This is a genomic window from Janthinobacterium sp. FW305-129 (assembly GCF_020858115.1).
Taxonomy (GTDB): domain Bacteria; phylum Pseudomonadota; class Gammaproteobacteria; order Burkholderiales; family Burkholderiaceae_D; genus Janthinobacterium.
Window position 1 is genome coordinate 141993 of the sequence record NZ_JACYMM010000004.1, and the last position, 19554, is coordinate 161546.

Genomic DNA, 19554 nt, shown 5'->3' on the forward strand with positions numbered 1-19554 from the left:
AAATTATGACCGTTGAAATTGAAACATTACAGATACGCATCGATACGCTCAATGTGCGCATCGCGGCAGATGACCTGGAACGCATGCGCGAGGCCAGCGAGCGGGCTGCCAATTCGACGTTTAAACTCGAAGATGTCACGAAAAAATACACGGAGATACTCTCCAACCTGGGTATTTCCAACAGTATTGGCAAGATCGTCAAACTGTCTGATGAATATACGAAACTGACAGCGCAATTGCGCATGTCGACCAGTTCCACGCAGGAATATGGCGAGGCGTACGACAATGTCAAGCGCATTGCCGCCTCGGGGCAGACAGACCTTGCCGCTACGGCGGGATTGTATGCCCAAATGAACGATGCGACCAAGAAATTGGGCATCAGCCAGGCCGAAGTGGCCGGCATCACCGAGGCCCTCAATCTGGGCGTCAAGGTCAGCGGCGCCTCCGCGGCCGATTCCGCTACCGCCGTCAAGGGGCTGTCCGATGCCTTCGCCGATGGTGCCCTGAGCAGCCAGCAATTTAACGCCATCAGCCAGGCCGCCCCCGAAGTCATGGCGGCCATGGCCGCTGGCCTGGGCGTGTCGAAGGAAGCGTTCGCCGGGCTTGCTGGCGCAGGATTGATCACTGCCGACGTGATGGCCGTCGCGCTGCCGAACGCGCTGGGCGAGTTGCGCAAGGAAGCTGTGCAGTTCGAAACTATCGGTGGCAGCTTTACCGTCTTGAGCAACAACGTCATGGAATTCACGGCGAGACAGGCGGAGTCGACCGGCGCCGTGCGCCTGATGACGAGCGGCCTCGAATTTCTGTCGAATAACCTGACCCTGGTCGTTGGCGTGCTGGAAACGCTGACCACCGCGAAATTTGGCGCCTGGGCTGCCGGCGTCGTCGTGGCTACGTATAGCAAGGTCACGGCCAACCGGGCCTTGCTTGCATCCACCCTGGCGGCGGCGAATGCCGATGTGACGGCGACCGCCGCCACCTCGGTACTGGCGACCGCGCGCGTGGCTGAATTGCAAGCGACGATACGCGCCAGCCAGGCCGACGTGGCGCTGGCGTTGACCACCAATGGACTGATCCCGGCCCAGGCCCGCGCTGCAGTTGCCGCCGAGGCCCATGCGGCTGCATTGGTGGCGCAAACGACTGCAACGCGCGCAGCATCCGTGGCTGCTGGGGTGCTGAAGGGAGCCTTGGCATTCATGGGCGGTTATATCGGCTTGCTGGTGACTGTCGTAGGATTAGGTGTTACTGCCTGGAATATGTGGGGGAATTCATCGAAGGACAATGCGGAGAAGGCCGTAGAGCCCATGCGCAAAAGTACCAAAGATATCATTGCTGAACTCGACAAGCAGATGGTTCAGCTGGCAAAGCGCAATGAGCTGGCAAAGCTGGGCGTGTCCGGGCAGGGATTGGATACCCCGGCTGGCGCGCGCATGATAGAGATATCGACGGAAATGGAGGCGGTGCGCAATCGCACGGGGAAATACAAGTCCCTGGACAAGGCCGGGTTGGACAGCAGCCTGGCAAGGCTCCAGAGTGAGTTCGATGAGCTGCGCGGCAAGCTGAAGCAGCTTGAGGAGCAAGGCGCGGAGGGCAAACCGAAGAATGGACCGGCTACACGCGTGCCGATGCCTCCCGCTCCGCCAACGCCTTTCGAATCCATGATGGATGACATGCGTGGTAAAGCCCGCGACCTGAAGCGCGAGGCCGAAGGTTATGCCGAGCTGAATGAGGCACAACAGTTCGATTATCGGTTGAAAGAAATCCTGGCGGATCGGACGAGCAAAGTGACCGCGTCGCAGCAGGCGGGGTTCGACGTCAGGCGCAAGGTGATACAGGCCCATCTCGACGAGATCGAGGTGGACAAGATGGCCAGGGCAGCGGCGGAGCTGGCGCTGGCAGACGCGAAAGCGCTGTCCGATACACGGACGCAAGCCGTTGCCGATGCCGTCAAGGAGGCCGAAGCTGGCGAAAAGCTGGTAGCGGTGTATGGCATGAGCAAAGCCGCCATCGCGCAAAACGAAATGGCGCTGCTGAAGGAACAGCGCGCTGCGTTGGCGGTGGGCAAGGAAAATGCGGCGCAGATCGAGTATTTGAATGCTCTGATCGATGCCAAGCAGCGCAGCATGACGGCGACGGAAGAACTGGCCGCCAAGGAAGCGTCTGCCGCTGCGGCCAAGAAGGCCTCCGATGATTGGGCTGCCAGTGCCAAGGACATTGAAAAATCGCTGACTGACGCCTTCATGAATGGCTTCGAAGGCGGCAAGAACCTGGCGACGATGTTCAAGGACAAGTTGAAGAGCATGTTCAACAACCTCGTGCTGCAACCGATCATGTCGCCCATCGCGGCTGGCTTTGCCTCGTTCCTGAATCCGGGCGCGGCGCAGGCGCAGGGCAGCGTGGCCAACGGCGGAGGTATCCAGTCGTTCCTGAGTTCGGCGAAGGGCATCTACGATTCGCTGTCCAGCGGACTTTCCGGTATTGGTACTTCGGTGGCCAATGGCGTGCAACGTGGCATGAGCATGCTGCAAGGCACCCCATACACGGCCGGGGCCAATGGCGCATTCGCCACCGGTGCGGGCGCGGCGGCAAGCGTCGCCGCCGGCGTCATGGGCGGCGTGTATGGCGGCAAGATGATTTCAGGGGAATATGGCCGCAATGGCATCGTCAATGCTGGCACGGCGATCGGGGCTGTCGTTGGCAGCGTTTTCCCGGTGGTAGGTACTGCCGTGGGCGCGCTGGTGGGTGGCCTGCTGGGCGGAGCAGCGAACCGTCTGTTCGGCATGGGTGAGAAAAAGGTCAGCAGCGCCGGTATTTCCGGCAACCTCGGTGCGGATGGTTTTACGGGCGAGAGTTATTCGAACTGGACCCAGAAGGGCGGCCTGTTCCGCAAGAATAAAAAAGGTACGGACCGCTCTGAAGTCGATGCCGAGCTGGCGGCATCGCTTGGCGATACGTATGCGCAGATGAAGGCGGTGACGGGCGCCTTCGCCAGCACCTTGGGCGTCAACACGGATAGCCTGGCCACGCGCACGCAGTCGCTCAATATTGTCATGACCAAGGACGACGCCGCGAACCAGAAAGCGATTGCCGACTTCTTTACCGGCGTCGGCGATGCGATGGCAAAGGAACTGGTGCCATCGCTGTCGCAGCTGAGCATGAAAGGCGAGTCGGCGAGCGCCGCGCTGCAGCGTCTGGCAGGCCACTACGCTGTTGTCGATGCGGTGCTGGCTACCCTGGGCAGCACCTCACAGCAGGCATTCGGCGCCGTTGGCGTGGCGTCCCTGGCGGCACGCGAGCAGTTGGTCAAGGCTGCCGGCGGTGTGGAAGCACTGGGAAATCGGACCGCGTTCTTTGCCGAAAACTACCTGACCGAAGCCGAGCGCCTGGCGCCAGTGCAAAAGCACGTGACGGAACAGATGGCAGCCCTGGGCTATGCCAGCGTGACCACGCGCGCGCAATTCAAGGACACGGTCTTGCAACTGGCCAATTCCGGCGCATTGGCCACCAAGACGGGCGCCGAGCAGTATGCGGGCCTGATGGCACTGGCCGATGCATTTGCGAAGACGCATGCGGCGACGGAAGACCTGACCAAATCGGAGCAGGGTATCGCCGACGAGCGCAAGGGCATCCAGGAAAAGCTCGACCAGATGACGATGACTTCGGCGCAATTGCGTGTCCGCGAGCGTACTTTGGTCGATGCTTCCAACCGGGCGCTATATGACCAGCTGCAGGCGCGGCAAGACATCGCCAGCGCCTACGAGACGGAATCCTCCGCCCTCAAATCCACCATCGATCGCCTGAAAACCTTCGGCGATGGCATCCGCTCTTTCAAGGATTCCCTGCTGCTGGGCAGCTTGTCGACCCTGACGCCAATGCAGAAAATGGCTGAGGCGCAGCGCCAGTATGAGGAAACGCTTGCCAAGGCGAAGACGGGTGACGCGGCGGCGCAATCGGCGCTGACGGCGGCGGCCACGGCGTACCTGACGGCGAACCAAGTAGTGAAATCATCGAGCGATGCCTATGCGGCCGATGCGGCACGGGTGCAGGCTGACCTGGCGGCGCTGGCTGCGATTGCCGGCACGCAGATGAGCGATGCGCAGAAGCAGTTGACGGCCCTCGACACGCAGGTAGGGCAGTTGATCAATTTGAACAAGACGGCGGTCGGCATCAAGGAAGCGGTCGATGCGCTGGGCGCGGCATTGCGGGCAGGTGGCAACGTCGATATTACAGGCGGGATGCAGTTCGCGTCCGCTTTCGGCATGCCGCTTGCCGCCGTTGACGAGGTGGTGGTCGACGCGCCGGCGGCGCAAGCGATGCAGCGTTATTTCAGTGCCGGCGACGGCGTCAACGAAGTGCTGGTGGCAGAGATCAAGGGCTTGCGCGAGGAAGTGCGCCAGCTGCGCGCCGATCAGGACCAGCAGACGGGCGCCATCATCAGCAGCAATTACGACGCCAATGAACGTGCCGCCGACAAGGTGTCAGCCGGCGCGTTGGAAGCGGCCCGTGCCACGGTCTGGGCCAGTCAATCGAAAGCGAGCATAGTATGAACGAAACCTTGAATGGGGCCATGAGCGACGCGCAGTTCACCGCGTGGCTGCGCAATCCCTCGGCGCGCCGTCTGGTGCTGATCGAGGTGGCCGTGTACAGCGGTGGACAGGAGCGTACCCGTTTCCTGAGCACGGGTGCGTATGTCACGGCGCCCGACGATACGCCGCCGAACCTGGCGTACCAGTCCATCGTCTCGACGGGCATGCAGTTCACCGAACAGCTTTCGCTGGACGGCGAGGCCAGTCTGTCGGCGGGCGACATCGAGATCCACAATCCGTCCGGCATCCGTGATGCCTGGCTCGATGATGTGTGGATGAACCGTCCGATTCGTGCCTGGATCGGCGATCCGCGCTGGCTCCGCGGTGACTTTCGCATGATCTTCAATGGCGTGGTGGCCGACATCGCGCCGAAAGGCCGTGACAGGCTGGCCCTGAAACTGCGCGACAAGCTGCAACGCCTGAATACGCCTGTCAGCGAGGCCAAGCTGGGGGGCGCGACGCCGAACAAGGACGCCGTGCTGCCGCTGGCCTTTGGCGAGGTGCACAACATCACGCCGCTGCTGGCCGATCCGGCCTTGCTGCAGTACCAGGTGCATGACGGCGCCATCCAAGGGATCATCGAAGTGCGCGACAACGGGTTGCCGGTACGAATGGCGGCTGACAAGGCCAGGGGCACCGTCATCCTGGCGGCGCCGCCTGCCGGGACAGTTACCGTGACTGTGCAGGGCGATCGTCCTGGCGCCTATGCCAATACGGTGGCCGCGCTGGTGCGGCGCCTGGCGACAGGCTACGGCAAGGCGGGCGACCGCTTTGCCGATGGCGACCTCGATACGGCCAACCTGGCGGCGTTTGATGCCGCGCATCCGCAAGCGGTGGGCCTGTTTCTGGCCGGTCGCACGAATGTGCTCAATGCCTGCCAGATGCTGGCGTCCAGCTTGGGCGCGCAGCTGGTGATGTCCCGCCTGGGGCAGCTGCGGCTGCTGCAAATCAGCCTGCCTCCCGCCGGCTCGCCGACGCAGGTAGGGCCGCAGCACATGGTGGCGGGCAGCCTGACGCCAGTCAGCCGCAGCGCACCGATGGCATCCGTCAAGCTGGGCTTCTGCAAGAACTGGACCGTGCAAACGGGTTTGCTGACCGGTATCCCAGTTCAGCACAAGGATTTGTTTGAAACGGAGTGGCTGACGGCCACCCTTGCGGACAGTGCGATACAGGCGGCCTACCGGCTCGACGCGGAACCGCTGCAGCAGGACACCATGCTGCTGCGCCGCGTCGATGCCGAGGCAGAGGCGCAGCGCCGCCTGGCAATTGGCCGCGTGCCGCGCATGGTTTACGAATTCGACGGCACGGCGGAGATGCTGGCGCTGGAATTGGGACAGGCCGTGACAGTCACGCATCCACGCTTTGGCATGGAAAACGGCGTGGCGGGGCAGGTTGTATCACTGGCCCCGGATTGGTTGACTGGACATGTGAAAGTGGGGTTTGTCGTATGAGTACCATCATGAATGACCGCGACGTGCTGTTGCAGGCAACGTCACCAAGGTTGACGGCGCCGGAAGCGGGGGCCGCGCTGCTGCTGACGGTGGACACGCCCGTGTTCCACGTCAGCACCAGCGGCGCCGGCTCGCCGGCCGCCATCAATTTCAAGGCCACGCAAATCAATTTGCCCGGCACGGTGCAATTCAGCTGTAGCGCTGGCGGCGTCCTGAGCGGCAGCGGCAACATGCGCAGCCTTGCCTATAGCGCCATGTCGGTGCAGCAGGTCACCGTTACCGCCACCTTGCTGCACGACAGCGGCGTGACGTTCACGGTGCAGCAGATCGTCAATAAAGTGCAGGACGGCGCGAATGGCGTGCCTGGCTCGAATGGCAGCAGCGGCAAGTCAGCGCGTCAGTGCTTCACGCTGATCGACGGCTATGCGCTGGCCTTCGATCCGGCCAGCGTAACGGTACAGGGCGACGCCTATCCCCCCGTGGGTACCTGGGGCGAGACGCGCCCCTGGGGCGCGGCCATCAATGGCGCACCGGCGGAACGGCAGGTGTGGTTTCAGTCCAGCGGCAACTACGATCCGGTGACGAAGCAGACTGTGTGGACGACGCCGTTCCAGAGTTATGCCAAGTTTGGCTCGCTGGAGGCGATTTCGACCAAGACGGGGGCGTTGACCTTCAGCGACACTTGCAAGTCCGCCAATGGCAATGTCGTCATTAATGCGGATGGCACGTTTTATTTGCGTTCGACGCCCAGCGAGGTGACTGGATATCAACGAATTGAACTCAATGCGAACGGATTTTACGTGTTCAATAAAGATGGCCGGGCGGTGATAGAACTGGGCATGGCTTTATGAGGGCCGCCGCGTTGATACTCCGTACCGATACAGGCCGGGTGATATTCGATTCACGGCAGGCGGCAGGCGGAGTCTGTCTTGGGATCTTCGCCATTCCGGCGACAGGAAAAACCATCATCTTTCCTGGCTTGCCGCGTGGCCGCATGCCGATGGTGGTGTATGGCGATGGGCAAAATCATGTGGAGTGGTCCTATGACGAAACACTTGGCTATCCGCGTTTTATTTTTCCCGTTAGCAGCGGTTTGCCATCAACCAGTACGACGACAGCGGGGGTGTATTTGAAATGACAAATACACTTCGCATTCTGAATGCCGCTGGTGATCTTGTTGTCGATAGCGATACCCCTGGTACCGCCTGCATAGGTAAAGCGAATTTTTTGAAAATTGTGCAGCCTTACTACAAGGATGGCGCATGGCAGACAGGCTATTCCCAATATACGTTTGCCACGGATCGCCCGGTGCTGTGGGCGTTCGATTTGCCGCTTGGCCGGCGTGTCGGAATTTTTGGCACATCGTATCAGGATGGTGTCCATATGGTGGGGGTGTATTGCGGTGCCGGAGGAGATTGGGAAAAATTTGACAGGCAGGAAGCTGTAGATGTTTGGGCCTTTTCCACCATATCCCAGGCACGCTCAAAGTTTGGTTTGATCTTACGGCATAGTAAGGAGCACTACGTGACCCATGATTTTGGCACGCCGAATATCACTTTCCCGATTGCGTCCGGATCGCTGGGTGAAAGTGTCAGGATTCCTCCCGTTGACCGTCCAATCGCCATTGGAAATGCGCCTTTCTACAATGTTTCGTATTTTGATCTTGAGCCTGGCTACATCCTGACGAATCGCCGCTATTTTCTTTTGCGCACCGCGAACAATACGGTGGGATATTCGGCAGGGCTCACATTCAAGAGGATTGAATCGCAAGGCCAGCGGGGTAAAGACTCAACGGTAAGTCATCCTTCGCCATTCCTGGTAATAGATGGAAGCTTCCTGCCGTAGAGATATTTTGCAAATCACAGGAAAGAATATGTTATGACGAATTTACGCATCATCCACCACAATGCGTCTGACCTGGCCGTCATCACGGCATCGAGCCAGTCGGGGGGGCTCACCGCAGCAAACCTGTTGACGGACATTAAATCCGAAGTATGGCGATCCACAGGCACGAGCGCCACCCTGCGCGCTGTTTTTCCCTCGACCGCTTTGATCGGCGCCTTAGCGCTGCCATTTTGCAACTTGAGTTCGGCCGCCACCTTGCGTGTGCGCGGCTACGTATTGGCGAGCGATTCGACACCCGCATTCGACACTGGCACGGTGCAGGCCTGTGCGCACCAGCCGCTGGGTGCCTGGGACTGGGGTCTTGAACCCTTGGGTGTGAACGCCTTTTCGTATGGCGGCGGCGCCTACGGGCGCATCTGGTTTGCACCGGCTTGGGTGGAAAAGCTGGAAATTGACATCGATGACGCGCTCAATCCTGCCGGCTACATCGAGGCGTCGCGTCTGGTCGCCGGCATGTACTGGTCGCCTGAAAGCAATGCCGATTATGGCGCTTCGGTGACGGCCGACGACGCCAGCCAGCATTACCGCAACGAGGGCGGTGATTTGCTGACGAATGTGGGACCGCGCAGCCGCAAGCTGGCTCTGAGCCTGACTGCCATGTCGCCACCCGACCGCAGCAAGTTGATGGCCATCTTGCGCGGCAATGGCAAGTCGCGTCCGGTCTTCATCAGCCTCTTTCCGGAATCCGACGACCCCTTGCTGGAGCAGGATCACCAGGTGTACGGCAAGCTGCCCGAGGCGATTGCCGTCACCACGCCGCAATTCGAACGTTATTCCACATCCATTACTGTAGAGGAAATCTGATGCCAGCCAATTTTTATCCCGGGCAAACGGACTATGTGCGCAAGCTCAATGAGTTGGCGCTTGCTCGTGACATCGCGGATATTCCGCGCAATGCAGCTGCAGCTACGGCAGCTGCGGTGGAGGCAGCACATTCCGCAACTAGTGCCAGCGCCGATGCGGGTAGAGCATCGGCATCAGCCGTATCCGCAGGCGCCGCGTTTGCTTCGCTCGACGCGCGCTATCTTGGCGCCAAGTCGCTGCCGCCAGACGTTGACCATAATGGCGGCGCGCTGCTGGCCGGCGCGACCTACTGGGACACGGTGCTGAACGGCGGCTGCCTGCGCGTATTTCAGGCTGGCGCCTGGGTGACGATACCGTCCAACGTGGCGTCGCAGATAAGCAGCACGCCGGTGGGGGGGATTATTGCGACGAATGTGCAGGCGGCGCTGAATGAGCTTGAGCTGAAAAAGGCGGCAACGACCAGCCTGGCCAAGGTGGCTATTTCCGGCAATAAAGTTGATGTTGGCCTGGGGAATGTAGACAATACCGCAGACGCGTCAAAACCAGTTAGCGCCGCGGTGGACAGCGCGTTGTCATTGAAAGCCAATGCATATAACGCGGTGTTTGGCGGTGTCATCGGCGGGGATTTCTCCAATGCGATTCACGATGCCCGTGTGCTGTTGCGCACGACAAGCGCCAATAGTTCCACGATTGTTGGTGCGATTCCTAACGGTACCGGGACGGTCGCCCAATTCAATGCCTATGCCGATGATAATCCGCAGAATACCTCCTTGGCCTCGCTAGGCGTAATCAGAGCCGATAGTGTCAGGCTTTCTTCCTCACAAATTGGTACGGGAAGTTACCTTCCCCTGAAGTTTTATACCGGTAGTGCCAACACCATGACTCTTGGTGTCAACGGCAACGTGAGCGTGGGAGAGCAGCGTCCGGTTGTTGGCTACAGGTATCTGGATGTGGTGAATGAGGCCAATGGAACTGGCAATTGCTCGATCATACGGCTGATTACAAAGGCTGTATCGGGAGGAGGATCCACCTCGGCGGATATCCTGAAGAATTCCAATGGTCAATTTGCGATGATTAACTACGAGCCGAGCAGTGCCGGGACCATTTACTTCAGAACAAGTACATCAGACGCGACCTTGTTCCCGGGAGGGTTTCAGGTAAATGCGCCGGGCCAGAATTCATTGGCCGTCAAATCAGTCGCGGGTTACTCGGCACTGGCATTAGATGCGGCGCAGGGCCAGGCATCGTATATTTTTAGTTATAACAATGCGATCGAGCATGGACGTGCCTGGTTTGATAATAATGCAATACTGGGTGGTTTCAATATCGCAGTAAAGCGAGCCGGTGTTTTAACTGCCATACTTTGCGTGCAAGGAGATTTCGTCTACCCATTCGAAGACAATGTGATTGGGTTGGGCAGCTTCAACCGGCGCTGGACAAATGTATACGCGTCTTCTGGTACGGTTCAGACATCCGATGCCAGGCATAAATCGGCAGTCGTTGCCATGTCTGAGCACGAAATCGCGGCTGCAAGCCAACTGGCCAGAGAAATAGGTAAGTATCGCTTCCTGGATGCGGTGAAGGAGAAGGGAGCTGCAGCGCGTCAGCATGTTGGCATGACGGTGCAGCGGGCAATCGCAGTCATGGAAAGCCACCAGCTCGATCCGTTCGCCTACGGCTTTATTTGCTATGACGAGTGGGGTGAAAAAACCACCGAGCACCCAGAGATCCAGCCGCCGGATCAAATGCCCCCACCTGTTGTGAACCACCATGAAGCCACGGATACTGCTGAGGCCCACGACGAAGTGCTCACTGTGGGAAATACCGCACCTGGCGCGGTTCAAGCTGCTCGAACGGTAGTTCAACCCGCCGGCAGTATCTACAGTTTCCGTCCTGATGAATTAAATCTGTTTATCGCGCGTGGCCAGGCCGCCCGCCAGGATCAGCTGGAACTCCGGCTTGCTGCGCTTGAGCTTGCTGGCTAGCCATCTACTTGTTACCACTTCCACCCGCTTCGGCGGGTTTTTTCATTTCCACCATCTGAAAGGCAACCATGGCCCTCGAAACCACCGCCGCTGGCGGCGCATTGATCAAACTGTTTGGCGTGCCCGTGCTGGCCGGCGCCGCCGCCACGTCGCTGGGCTTCATGTTCATGTGGCCCCAATCCACCAAGGAGGCATTTATTCGTTTTTGTTCCAGCATCATCATTTCCACCTTTCTCGGCCCTGTGCTCGTGGCCGCCGTGCTGTCGTGGTGGCCCAGCCTGTTCGACAGCGCCAAGACCGTGGCGGGCCTGTATGGCGGCGACCCCGCCACGGGGTTTTTATTCATCGCCGCGCCGCTGATGGTGGCGGCCGGCTTGCCTGCCTGGTGGGTGCTGGGTGCCTGCGTGCGCTGGTTCGACAAGCGGCGCGGCAAGGACATCGGCGAACTGGCGGCCGATGCGGCCGCTGCCGTCAAGGATGTGCGGGGCATGCTGTGACCGGCGCCCAATTGATGCAGATCATGCCGTTGGCCGGCCGTCGCGCTACACTGTTCCTGGTGCCACTGAATGCGGCGATGATGGAATTCGGCATCGATACACCGCTGCGCCAAGCGTCGTTCCTGGCGCAGGTCGGTCACGAATCGGGACAGTTGCGTTACGTGCGCGAGCTGGCCAGCGGCGCGGCCTATGAAGGGCGCGCCGACCTGGGCAATGTGATCGCCGGTGATGGCGTGCGCTTCAAGGGGCGTGGCTTGCTGCAGGTGACGGGGCGCGCCAATTATGCCGCGTGCGGCGTGGCGCTGGGCCTCGACCTGCTGGCGGCGCCGCAGTTGCTGGAGGCGGCGACTTTCGCGTGTCGCTCGGCGGGCTGGTTCTGGCAATCGCGCGGCTTGAACCACCTGGCCGATGCGGGCGACCAGGAACGGGTGACGCGCCGCATCAATGGTGGCGTGAATGGCCTGGCCGAGCGTCTGGCCCTGTATCAAACAGCGCGCAAGGTGCTGGCATGAAGCCGTCGTTGAGCATCCTGGCCATGCTGTTGCTGCTGGGCGCGGCCGTGTTTTGCGCCCAGCGTTGGGGCCATGAGACGGGCCGTGCCGCGTGCGCGGCGCAAGTGCTGGAGGTGCAAGCCGTGTTGAAGCGCCAGAACCAGGCGTTGAATACGATGCGGGAGGAGGGCGCGCGCCGGTCGGCGCGGGTAGGGCAGGCACTGGCCAAGGCGCAGACCGGACAGGCAGATGCGCAAGCGGCTGCGGCGCGCATCCTGGCGCTGCGGTCCGAAGGTGATGCCTGCCTTGCCGCCGAGGCGCTGATCGCCAGCGAAATGCCATGAAGCCGCCGCGTGAGAATGAACGGAGGGTGCGGTGGCGGGCAGGGCGGCGGAGTGTCCAGTGCGCCGCCGAGCTATTGCTGCTGAGTTTGCTGAGCGGCTGTACGGCATGGGTGCCGGCATCGAAGGTGGAAGCTTGGCCCATGAGTGCGTCGTGCATAGCCACGCGCCCCGTCGCGCCCGCCTTGCCGCCGGTGCCGTCCCATGGCATCTTCGAGCAAGTGCAAGCTTTGCTGGCGCGCGAGCAATTGCGTGCCGCCCATGTACGCCACCTGGAAACGCTGCTCGATGCCTGCTCCGGGGGCTAACAGCGCCTGACAACGCCTGACAAAACCGTAGCGAAAGGAAGGAGGGTCCGGCGCCTCCCCGTTTGCTCAAGAAGCGCAACTGCACGAAGTACGTGGCCGCCGAGGCAGTGAGCGTGGCGGGCCGTGAATTACGACATGCAGCAGATTTTGACTGGCGTTCCAAGCTTCATTCACCCCTCACCGATGGCCTGCCAGCGCTGCCGCCTTCTGGTGCAGGCGCGGGGCGGCATGCGAGAAAACGGTGCATCCGCCGTCAAATTGCGCGATCTCTGGTGATTTTCGGCACAATTCCTGTATACAATCCACCTGGCACGATGCGTGCATGGCATACCTTGGTCATCCCATCCAAGGAGCTTCGCATGCCTCATCCGCCGCCAGTGTGTTCCTGTCTTCCCGTTTCTCTCTTGCTTTTCCGTTGTGCCTGCGCCCATCCGGGGCGCGGTAACCCAGGAAATGGAGCGTAAATGGCTACTCCCCGCCTGAAATCCATCCACCGCAGCGTGCCCGGCGCAACGCCTGCCGCCCCGTCCCCCGTCGATGAAATCCTGCCAGCTGGCAAGCTGTTTACTCTGGGCTTGCAGCACGTGCTCGTCATGTATGCGGGTGCCATCGCCGTGCCGCTGATCGTCGGCCGGGCCCTCAAGCTGCCGCCTGAACAGGTGGCGGCGCTGATCAGTGCCGACCTGTTCTGTTGCGGCCTGGTGACCCTGATCCAGTCCTTGGGCATCGGCAAGTACTTCGGCATCCGCCTGCCAGTGATGATGGGCGTCACCTTTGCCGCCGTCAGTCCCATGCTGGCCATGGCGAACAATCCCGCCCTGGGCATCACCGGCATCTTTGGCGCCGTGATCGGCGCCGGCGTCGTCTCCATGCTGATCGCGCCCTTCATCAGCCGCCTGCTGGTTCTGTTTCCGCCCGTGGTTACGGGCAGCATCATTGCCGTGATCGGCGTGTCGCTGATGCGCGTGGGCGTGAACTGGGCCATGGGCGGGCCGCCCGCCATGGCGCAAATCGCCGATCCCGCCTTCCTCAAGATGGCCGCTGCCGCCACGGCGGCCGGCTTGCCCGCGCCAGCCGGCCCCGTGCCCCTGATCGCCAACCCCGGCTACGGCGCGCTGGATAACATGGGCATCGCCTTCTTCGTGCTGGCCGTCATCTTGCTGGTGGCCAAGTATGGCCGCGGTTTCCTGTCGAATATCGCCGTGTTGATCGGCATCATCGCCGGCACGTCCCTGTCGTTTGCGCTGGGCAAGGCCGATTTCGCCAAGGTGGCCGGCGCCAAGGCCTTTGCCATCGTCACGCCATTCCAGTTCGGCATGCCGACCTTCGACCTGGTCGCCATCGTGACCATGAGTTTGGTGATGATCGTCGTCATGATCGAGTCCCTGGGCATGTTTTTGGCGCTGGGAGAGATGACGGACAAGCGCATCACGCAGGCCGACATCAGCCGCGGCTTGCGCGTCGACGGCCTGGGCACCCTGATCGGCGGCATCTTCAATACCTTTCCGTACACCTCGTTCTCGCAAAACGTGGGCCTGGTGGGCGTGACGGGCGTGCGCAGCCGCTGGGTCTGCGTGGCGGCCGGCCTCATCCTGCTGGTGATGGGCGTGATTCCGAAGATTGCGCAGACGGCCGAAGCCGTGCCGGCGTTCGTGCTGGGCGGGGCAGGGCTGGTGATGTTTGGCATGGTCGCCGCCACCGGCATCCGCATCCTGGCCGGCGTCGACTACAAGAGCAACCGCAACAACCTGTTCATTGTCGCCCTGGCTATAGGCTTCGGCATGCTGCCGCTGGTGGCGGAACAGTATGCGCAGCACATGCCCAAGGCCCTGTCGCCGTTGCTGCACAGCGGCATCCTGCTGGCCGCCATCGTCGCCGTGCTGCTCAATCTGTTCTTCAACGGCCTGGCGTCGCAGGAAAGTGCGCGGGAGCAGGCGCGCGACAACAGTCATGGCAGCGAGTAAGGTGCCGCCCCGTGTCCTGATATAAATGGCACGCGCCGCATGCCGGTCAGCCAGGCGGCAGAGTCCTCAGCACCACGCAATTGCGCCCCGCATCCTTGGCCTGGTACAGCGCGGCATCGGCCAGGCGCAACAGGGTGTCCGGATCGGCGGCGCCCGGTGGCGGCTGGACCGCGATGCCGACGCTGATCGTCACATGCTGCGCTTCCGCGCTCGCGTGGGCGATGCCCAGGGCTTCGATGGCGCGCCGCAGCGCTTCGCCGGTCTGGCGCGCTTCGTCCGCGCCGGTGTTCGGCAGCACGATGGAAAACTCTTCGCCGCCGTAGCGCGCCGTCAGGTCGCCCGCGCGCCGCATGCCTGCCGCCAGCGCCTGCGCGACCCGGACCAGGCAGGCGTCGCCGGCCTGGTGGCCGTGACGGTCGTTGTAGCGCTTGAAGTAGTCGACATCGAGCATGATGACGGCAAGCGGCTGGCTGACGCGCGTGGCGCGCGCACATTCGGTGCGCAGCACGTCGTCGAAATGGCGCCGGTTCGCAAGGCCCGTCAGGCCGTCGGTGATGGACAGGGTCGCCAGCTTGCGGTTGGCGTCCTCCAGCTGTTCCGTGCGTTCGGCAACGCGCCGCTCCAGGCTGTCATGCAGCCTGGCGCTGGAGATCGAGATCATCGCCTGTGCGCCGAGCATGCGCAGGAACGCCACGCGTTCTTCCGTGAACGAGGCGTCGGCCAGCCGGTTCTCGAAGTACAGGATGCCGCCGATCTGGCCGCCGTGCCGGATCGGCAGGCACATGACGGCACGCGGCCGCTGCAATTGCACGTAGGGGTCGGCGGCAAAGCGCGAGACGGCCATGATGGAGTCCTCGATCACCTCGGTGCCAGTGCGGATGACGTAGCGCAGCAGCGACAGCGGGAACTGCGGGTCGCTGGCGGCGTTCAGGTCGAGCTGGCGCGACTGCAGCACGGTGGTCACATCGCCATCGATATTGGCCTCCAGCTGGTAGCTGCCTTCGGCGAGCAGCAGCAGGCGCGCTACCTGTCCGCCGGCGTTTTCGCAGACGATGGAAATGAGGCGCGTCAGCACGTTGCGCAGGCCGACTTCGTTCGACAGGATTTGTGCCGCCTTCAGCAGCGACACCAGGTCGAGCGCGGAACTGCCGTGCGTGTGGGAGACTGAATGCGGCTGGGTGCTGCGGCCGTCCATTCTGGACAGCAGCGCAGCGTGGCGCGCCCGCAGCTGCGCCACCTTGCCCTCCGCGCCCCACTGGCCGTAGCGCGCGATGGCGTCGCGGATGAAGACGGCCGCCACGCGCGGCTGTCCCTGGTCATGCCAGCATTCGCCGCACAGCTCATTGCCCAGCGCTTGCACGTTGACGTAGCCTGCCAGGCCGGCCGCGTCGATCGCCTGCTGGTAGCAGCGCGTGGCCAACTGCAGGTCTTGCCGGTAGCGTGCCATCTCGGCCATCACCAGCAGATGTTTGGCCGCGCTATTGTCCGAGCCCTGCCTGGCCCACTCGGCCAGATTGCCCTGCAGCGTGCCGATCACGGCCAGCACATCGCCCGTATCGGGACGCGCGGGAGCGCGCCGCAAGGCGCGGATCAGGATCAGTGCGGCGTAGAAGCTGGACTCGGCAACCTTGGCCTGGCCGCGCATGATCTGGGTGACGATGCCGAGCTGGCCGGCCAGCAGCTCGGCGTCGGAGCCGTCGAACAGATAGGCGTTGCGTATCTTCCCTTGCAAGAAGTAGGCGCGGTACAGCTGCGAGCCGCCATACCGATCGAGGAAGCGCGTCTCGCTGAAGGCAGCATCGTCGTAGCTGTCGTGACGGGGCAGGAGGCCCATCAGGCACTTGATCGGCTGGACCGCGGCGGCGACGCAGCAATCGGCCATCGCCTGCTGGCCGTTGGCGCGCATCAGCGCCAGGTCGTGCTCGATGTCGTGCATCAGGTGCGGCAGGTAGTCGCCGAGGATGATACGGTCGGTGGCGCGCACGGCAGCCACCACGCCGACCTGGACGAAATCGGCGATTTCCAGCGCCCAGCCAAACGCTTCTTCGTACAGGGCGTCGGAGCTGCGCAGCGGCTGCGTCCAGTGGTTGCTGAGCGCGCCGAACATCAGGCCCGTGAGCGTGCGCGTCTGCAGGTTGTCGCGGCGCCTGGCCAGCGCCATCGCCATCGCGCCGAAGGCGTAGCCGCGCGCGACGTCGCCGCCGTACAGAACCAGCATCAGCGCGTAGCCGACATAGGCGACGGCGCTGAAATCGCTGTTCCCCCGCTGCATGGACAGCCGCGTCATCGACACCACCATCAGCGCGCTGAGATCCTGCTGGCCGGCGTAGTAGCTGGCCATCCACAGTCCCTGCATCATCTGCATCGCGGCCACCGCGTCCGGCTCGCACATATCGTCGGCCGCCAGCAAGGTCTCGGGCGCATGCGCGCCAGGCAGCCGCCCGATGTCGGCGAGAATGTCCGCGAAGCGCGCCTTCATGTGCGCCACCTCGTGCGGAATGTCGATGTTCAGCTGCGCCAGGCCGTCACGCTGCACGGCGATGGCGTCAAGCAGGCGGCCCTGCAATTGATACTGGTGCGCCTGGATGGCGATGCAGCGCAGCTGCGGCAGCGGGCTCAGGGCGCGGGCGCGCACCAGCGGGTAGATCGCCTCCGCGGCATCGAACTGGCCGCACAGGTAGGCCGCTTCGGCAGCACCGAGCTGCAGGTCGAGCCAGAGCCCGGCGTGGACTTCCCACGCCTGTGGCGGCAGCAGGCCGAGACCGATCCGCATGTGCTCCAGGGTGGACTGGAACGCGGCGGAACGTCGTGCCTTGACGCCGGCCTGCAGATTGAGCGTTGCCAGCCGCAGGCGCTCGCCCGCATCGTTGATCAGCGCGCGGCCGGCGTTGAACTGCTCGACGATCTCGAACAGCGACTCGTCCTGACGCTCCGGCGTCGCATGCCGCAGCAGCAGGCGGCCGATGAGCAGATGATTGGCCGCGCGCGCGCCGTCATCGGCGACCAGATAGGCGGCCTGCTGCACCCGGTCGTGCAGGAAGCGGTAAGCGACGCCGCTGTTGGCCGCATCGGTGTCGCCATTGACGTACTTGTAGCGTTCGTCGAGCGGCTGGATCAATCCTGCCCTGAGCGCCGGCCACAGGTCTTGCTGCGTTTGCCGGGGCGTGCGCTCCATTGCCAGCGCGAGCGTGTCGAGCGTGAAGCGGTTGCCGCAGGAAGCGGCCAGTTGCAGCAGGTGCTGCGTGACGCCGGGCAGGCGGCGGATTTTCTCCAGCAGCACCTCGACCACGTTATCGGTATATTTGGCCTGTTGTATCGCGGGCAAGTCCCAGTCCCAGCAATCGCCCTCGGACCGGTAGCGCAGATGGCCCGTTTCATTGAGCGCAACGAGGAACTGGTTGAGGAAAAAGGGATTGCCGGCCGTCTTGCGGTAGCAAATGCTGGTCAGCGGCGCGCAGTCGGGGGCCGCCACGCGCACGGTGGCCGAGACCATTTGCGCCACCTGCGGCTCGCTCAGCGCGCCCAGAGACAGTGTCGACAGGCGTACCTCGCGCGCGCGCAGCTTGTCGCGCAGCGCGATGAGCGGATGCGCGGGGCCCACTTCGTTGTCGCGGTACGCGCCGATGAACAGCAGGCAGCTCTTGTCGCACGAGACCATCAGCAGTTCGATCATCCGCAGCGTGGCCGCATCGGCCCATTGCAGGTCGTCGAGGAACAGCACCAGCGGATGCCCGGCAGAGGCGAATACTTCGACGAAGCGGGGGAAGAGGCGGTCCAGGCGCAGCTGGGCCTGTGCCGGCGCCGACGCGGGCGTCGTGTCGCTGGGGCTGGCGATCAAGGCCAGCTGGGGAATCAGTTCGACGATCACGCCCATGCCGCTGCCCAGGGCCGCGTGCAGTTTGGCGGACCACTGGCGCAGCGTTTCCTCGGGCTGGCCCAGCAGCTGGTGCACCAGCCCCTGGAAGGCCTGGATCAGCGGGGCATACGGCATGTCGCGCTGGAGCTGGTCAAATTTGCCGGACAGGAAACAGCCGCGCCGGGCGATGATGGGCTTTTGCACTTCGTTGACGACTGCCGACTTGCCGATGCCGGAATGGCCGGCCACCAGCAGCATCTCGCACCTGCCCGCGGTGCTGCGTTCAAACGCCGCCAGCAGCATGGCGATGGCATCCTCGCGCCCATGCAGCGTTTGCGGCACGAGGAAGCGGCCGTTGTGGTCGGACAGCTTGAGCGCCTGGGCCGGCTTTTTCGCGCGGCATGCTTCGAGGTCGCTGCGCAGTCCCTGCAAGCTCTGGTAGCGCTGATCGGCATTTTTTTCCAGCAGCCGCTGGATGATCGGCTGCAGCTGGCCCGGCAAGCTTGCCAGCGCCGGGTGCGACCAGTCCGGACTGCGCGCAATGTGGCAATGCACGAGTTCCATCTCGTCGCCTGTCTCGAACGGCGCCTGGCCGGCCAGCAATTCGTAGAAGGTGGCGCCCAGTGCATAGAAATCGGCGCGCCAATCGACCCGCCGGTTCATGCGCCCCGTCTGTTCCGGCGCCATGTAGCGCAGCGTGCCTTCCAGCGTCTGGAGATTGACGATGCCATGGCTTTCGTACGGCAGTTCACAGGCGATGCCGAAATCGATCAGCTGCAGCAGGCGCCGCTCGCCATTCCACACCAGGTTGGAGGGATTGATATCCTTGTGGATCACGCCCTGACGATGGACGGCCTCCAGCGCCGCGCACAGTTGCAGCGCGATGTCGAAAAAGTCGTCCAGCGCCAACGCGGGCTGCGACGGCGTCCTGCGCGCCGCCAGCTGCGTGTGCAACACCTGGTCGAGCGCCTGGCCGCCGCTATCTTCCACGATCATCGTCCAGTGCCCGCCGTGCAGCTGCAGCGCCAGTGGATGCGCCACGCCAGGATGGCGGCAGCGGCGCGCGATCGCATATTCGCGCTTGAATTGCGCCACTTGCTGAAAAGAGGGGAACTGCTGATTGGGTTTCTTGACGACCAGCGCCGTGCCATCTGCTGCCCTGGCGCGGTAAACCCGTGAGCGGGCACCGCTGTGCAGCTGTTTGATGATCTCGTGGTCGAAAAGGGAGCGCATGGGCTGGGCTAGCGGTACACAGACGGTTGCGGGAGCCTTGAGGCGCACATTTCGGGGTATTGCTTGGTTGTAAGTATTATATCAGGAGGGGGCTTGGGGGAAGGGAGGGTGGGGGCGGGGTGTTGTAAAAAAG

At 62.7% G+C, this 19554-nt stretch carries 14 protein-coding genes; 13 read left to right on the forward strand and 1 reads right to left on the reverse strand.

Translation table 11 applies throughout. The annotated features are described in order from the left end of the window. Positions 1–5 precede the first annotated feature (5 nt). The 13 genes from IGS61_RS09620 to IGS61_RS09680 all read left to right on the forward strand — a co-directional run bounded on the left by IGS61_RS09620 (position 6) and on the right by IGS61_RS09680 (position 14332). Positions 6–4547: a tape measure protein gene (locus IGS61_RS09620; protein ID WP_230539382.1), complete on the forward strand. Its 4542-nt coding sequence runs from the start codon at positions 6–8 to the stop codon at positions 4545–4547. Next, positions 4544–6037 (forward strand): hypothetical protein, encoded by a 1494-nt coding sequence (locus IGS61_RS09625; RefSeq protein ID WP_230539383.1) that lies wholly within the window; start codon positions 4544–4546, stop codon positions 6035–6037. Before IGS61_RS09620 ends, IGS61_RS09625 begins: the two co-directional genes overlap by 4 nt. Further along, on the forward strand, positions 6034–6888 hold the full coding sequence (locus tag IGS61_RS09630; RefSeq protein WP_230539384.1) for a hypothetical protein: 855 nt from the start codon (positions 6034–6036) through the stop codon (positions 6886–6888). The genes IGS61_RS09625 and IGS61_RS09630 overlap by 4 nt, the downstream gene beginning before the upstream one ends. Next, on the forward strand, positions 6885–7175 hold the full coding sequence (locus IGS61_RS09635; RefSeq protein ID WP_230539385.1) for a hypothetical protein: 291 nt from the start codon (positions 6885–6887) through the stop codon (positions 7173–7175). Before IGS61_RS09630 ends, IGS61_RS09635 begins: the two co-directional genes overlap by 4 nt. Beyond that, a complete protein-coding gene (locus IGS61_RS09640) occupies positions 7172–7882 on the forward strand; it encodes a hypothetical protein (protein WP_230539386.1) in 711 nt (236 codons plus the stop codon). Before IGS61_RS09635 ends, IGS61_RS09640 begins: the two co-directional genes overlap by 4 nt. Positions 7883–7915: 33 nt before the next feature. Next, positions 7916–8746, forward strand: a complete 831-nt coding sequence (locus IGS61_RS09645) for a hypothetical protein (RefSeq protein WP_230539387.1) — start codon at positions 7916–7918, stop codon at positions 8744–8746. After that, positions 8746–10731 carry a tail fiber domain-containing protein gene (locus tag IGS61_RS09650; protein WP_230539388.1) on the forward strand — a complete coding sequence of 662 codons (1986 nt, stop codon included), beginning with the start codon at positions 8746–8748 and terminating at the stop codon, positions 10729–10731. Before IGS61_RS09645 ends, IGS61_RS09650 begins: the two co-directional genes overlap by 1 nt. Before the next feature lie 68 nt (positions 10732–10799). Further along, positions 10800–11228: a hypothetical protein gene (locus tag IGS61_RS09655; protein WP_034785835.1), complete on the forward strand. Its 429-nt coding sequence runs from the start codon at positions 10800–10802 to the stop codon at positions 11226–11228. Next, positions 11225–11740 carry a glycoside hydrolase family 19 protein gene (locus tag IGS61_RS09660; protein ID WP_442908047.1) on the forward strand — a complete coding sequence of 172 codons (516 nt, stop codon included), beginning with the start codon at positions 11225–11227 and terminating at the stop codon, positions 11738–11740. Before IGS61_RS09655 ends, IGS61_RS09660 begins: the two co-directional genes overlap by 4 nt. Continuing rightward, complete coding sequence (locus IGS61_RS09665) at positions 11737–12063, forward strand: hypothetical protein (protein WP_230539389.1); 327 nt, start codon at positions 11737–11739, stop codon at positions 12061–12063. Before IGS61_RS09660 ends, IGS61_RS09665 begins: the two co-directional genes overlap by 4 nt. A 140-nt stretch (positions 12064–12203) precedes the next feature. Beyond that, positions 12204–12368 (forward strand): hypothetical protein, encoded by a 165-nt coding sequence (locus tag IGS61_RS09670; RefSeq protein ID WP_230539390.1) that lies wholly within the window; start codon positions 12204–12206, stop codon positions 12366–12368. 135 nt (positions 12369–12503) lie between these two features. After that, entirely contained in the window at positions 12504–12644 is a 141-nt protein-coding gene (locus IGS61_RS09675) for a hypothetical protein (RefSeq protein ID WP_230539391.1), read from the forward strand. Positions 12645–12832: 188 nt separating this feature from the next. Next, positions 12833–14332 (forward strand): nucleobase:cation symporter-2 family protein, encoded by a 1500-nt coding sequence (locus tag IGS61_RS09680; protein ID WP_230539392.1) that lies wholly within the window; start codon positions 12833–12835, stop codon positions 14330–14332. 46 nt (positions 14333–14378) lie between these two features. Here the strand turns inward: IGS61_RS09680 and IGS61_RS09685 are convergent, their stop codons facing one another. After that, the gene (locus IGS61_RS09685) at positions 14379–19421 is read right to left on the reverse strand and encodes a diguanylate cyclase domain-containing protein (RefSeq protein WP_230539393.1); all 5043 of its coding nucleotides are present in this window, start codon (positions 19419–19421) and stop codon (positions 14379–14381) included. Positions 19422–19554 lie beyond the last annotated feature (133 nt).

Excerpts from the sequence above, each read along its gene's own strand:
- IGS61_RS09620 (WP_230539382.1), top strand. The coding sequence starts at position 6 with ATGACCGTTGAAATTGAAACATTACAGATACGCATCGATACGCTCAAT.
- IGS61_RS09625 (WP_230539383.1), top strand. The coding sequence starts at position 4,544 with ATGAACGAAACCTTGAATGGGGCCATGAGCGACGCGCAGTTCACCGCG.
- IGS61_RS09630 (WP_230539384.1), top strand. The coding sequence starts at position 6,034 with ATGAGTACCATCATGAATGACCGCGACGTGCTGTTGCAGGCAACGTCA.
- IGS61_RS09635 (WP_230539385.1), top strand. The coding sequence starts at position 6,885 with ATGAGGGCCGCCGCGTTGATACTCCGTACCGATACAGGCCGGGTGATA.
- IGS61_RS09640 (WP_230539386.1), top strand. The coding sequence starts at position 7,172 with ATGACAAATACACTTCGCATTCTGAATGCCGCTGGTGATCTTGTTGTC.
- IGS61_RS09645 (WP_230539387.1), top strand. The coding sequence starts at position 7,916 with ATGACGAATTTACGCATCATCCACCACAATGCGTCTGACCTGGCCGTC.
- IGS61_RS09650 (WP_230539388.1), top strand. The coding sequence starts at position 8,746 with ATGCCAGCCAATTTTTATCCCGGGCAAACGGACTATGTGCGCAAGCTC.
- IGS61_RS09655 (WP_034785835.1), top strand. The coding sequence starts at position 10,800 with ATGGCCCTCGAAACCACCGCCGCTGGCGGCGCATTGATCAAACTGTTT.
- IGS61_RS09665 (WP_230539389.1), top strand. The coding sequence starts at position 11,737 with ATGAAGCCGTCGTTGAGCATCCTGGCCATGCTGTTGCTGCTGGGCGCG.
- IGS61_RS09670 (WP_230539390.1), top strand. The coding sequence starts at position 12,204 with ATGAGTGCGTCGTGCATAGCCACGCGCCCCGTCGCGCCCGCCTTGCCG.
- IGS61_RS09675 (WP_230539391.1), top strand. The coding sequence starts at position 12,504 with ATGCAGCAGATTTTGACTGGCGTTCCAAGCTTCATTCACCCCTCACCG.
- IGS61_RS09680 (WP_230539392.1), top strand. The coding sequence starts at position 12,833 with ATGGCTACTCCCCGCCTGAAATCCATCCACCGCAGCGTGCCCGGCGCA.
- IGS61_RS09685 (WP_230539393.1), bottom strand. The coding sequence starts at position 19,421 with ATGCGCTCCCTTTTCGACCACGAGATCATCAAACAGCTGCACAGCGGT.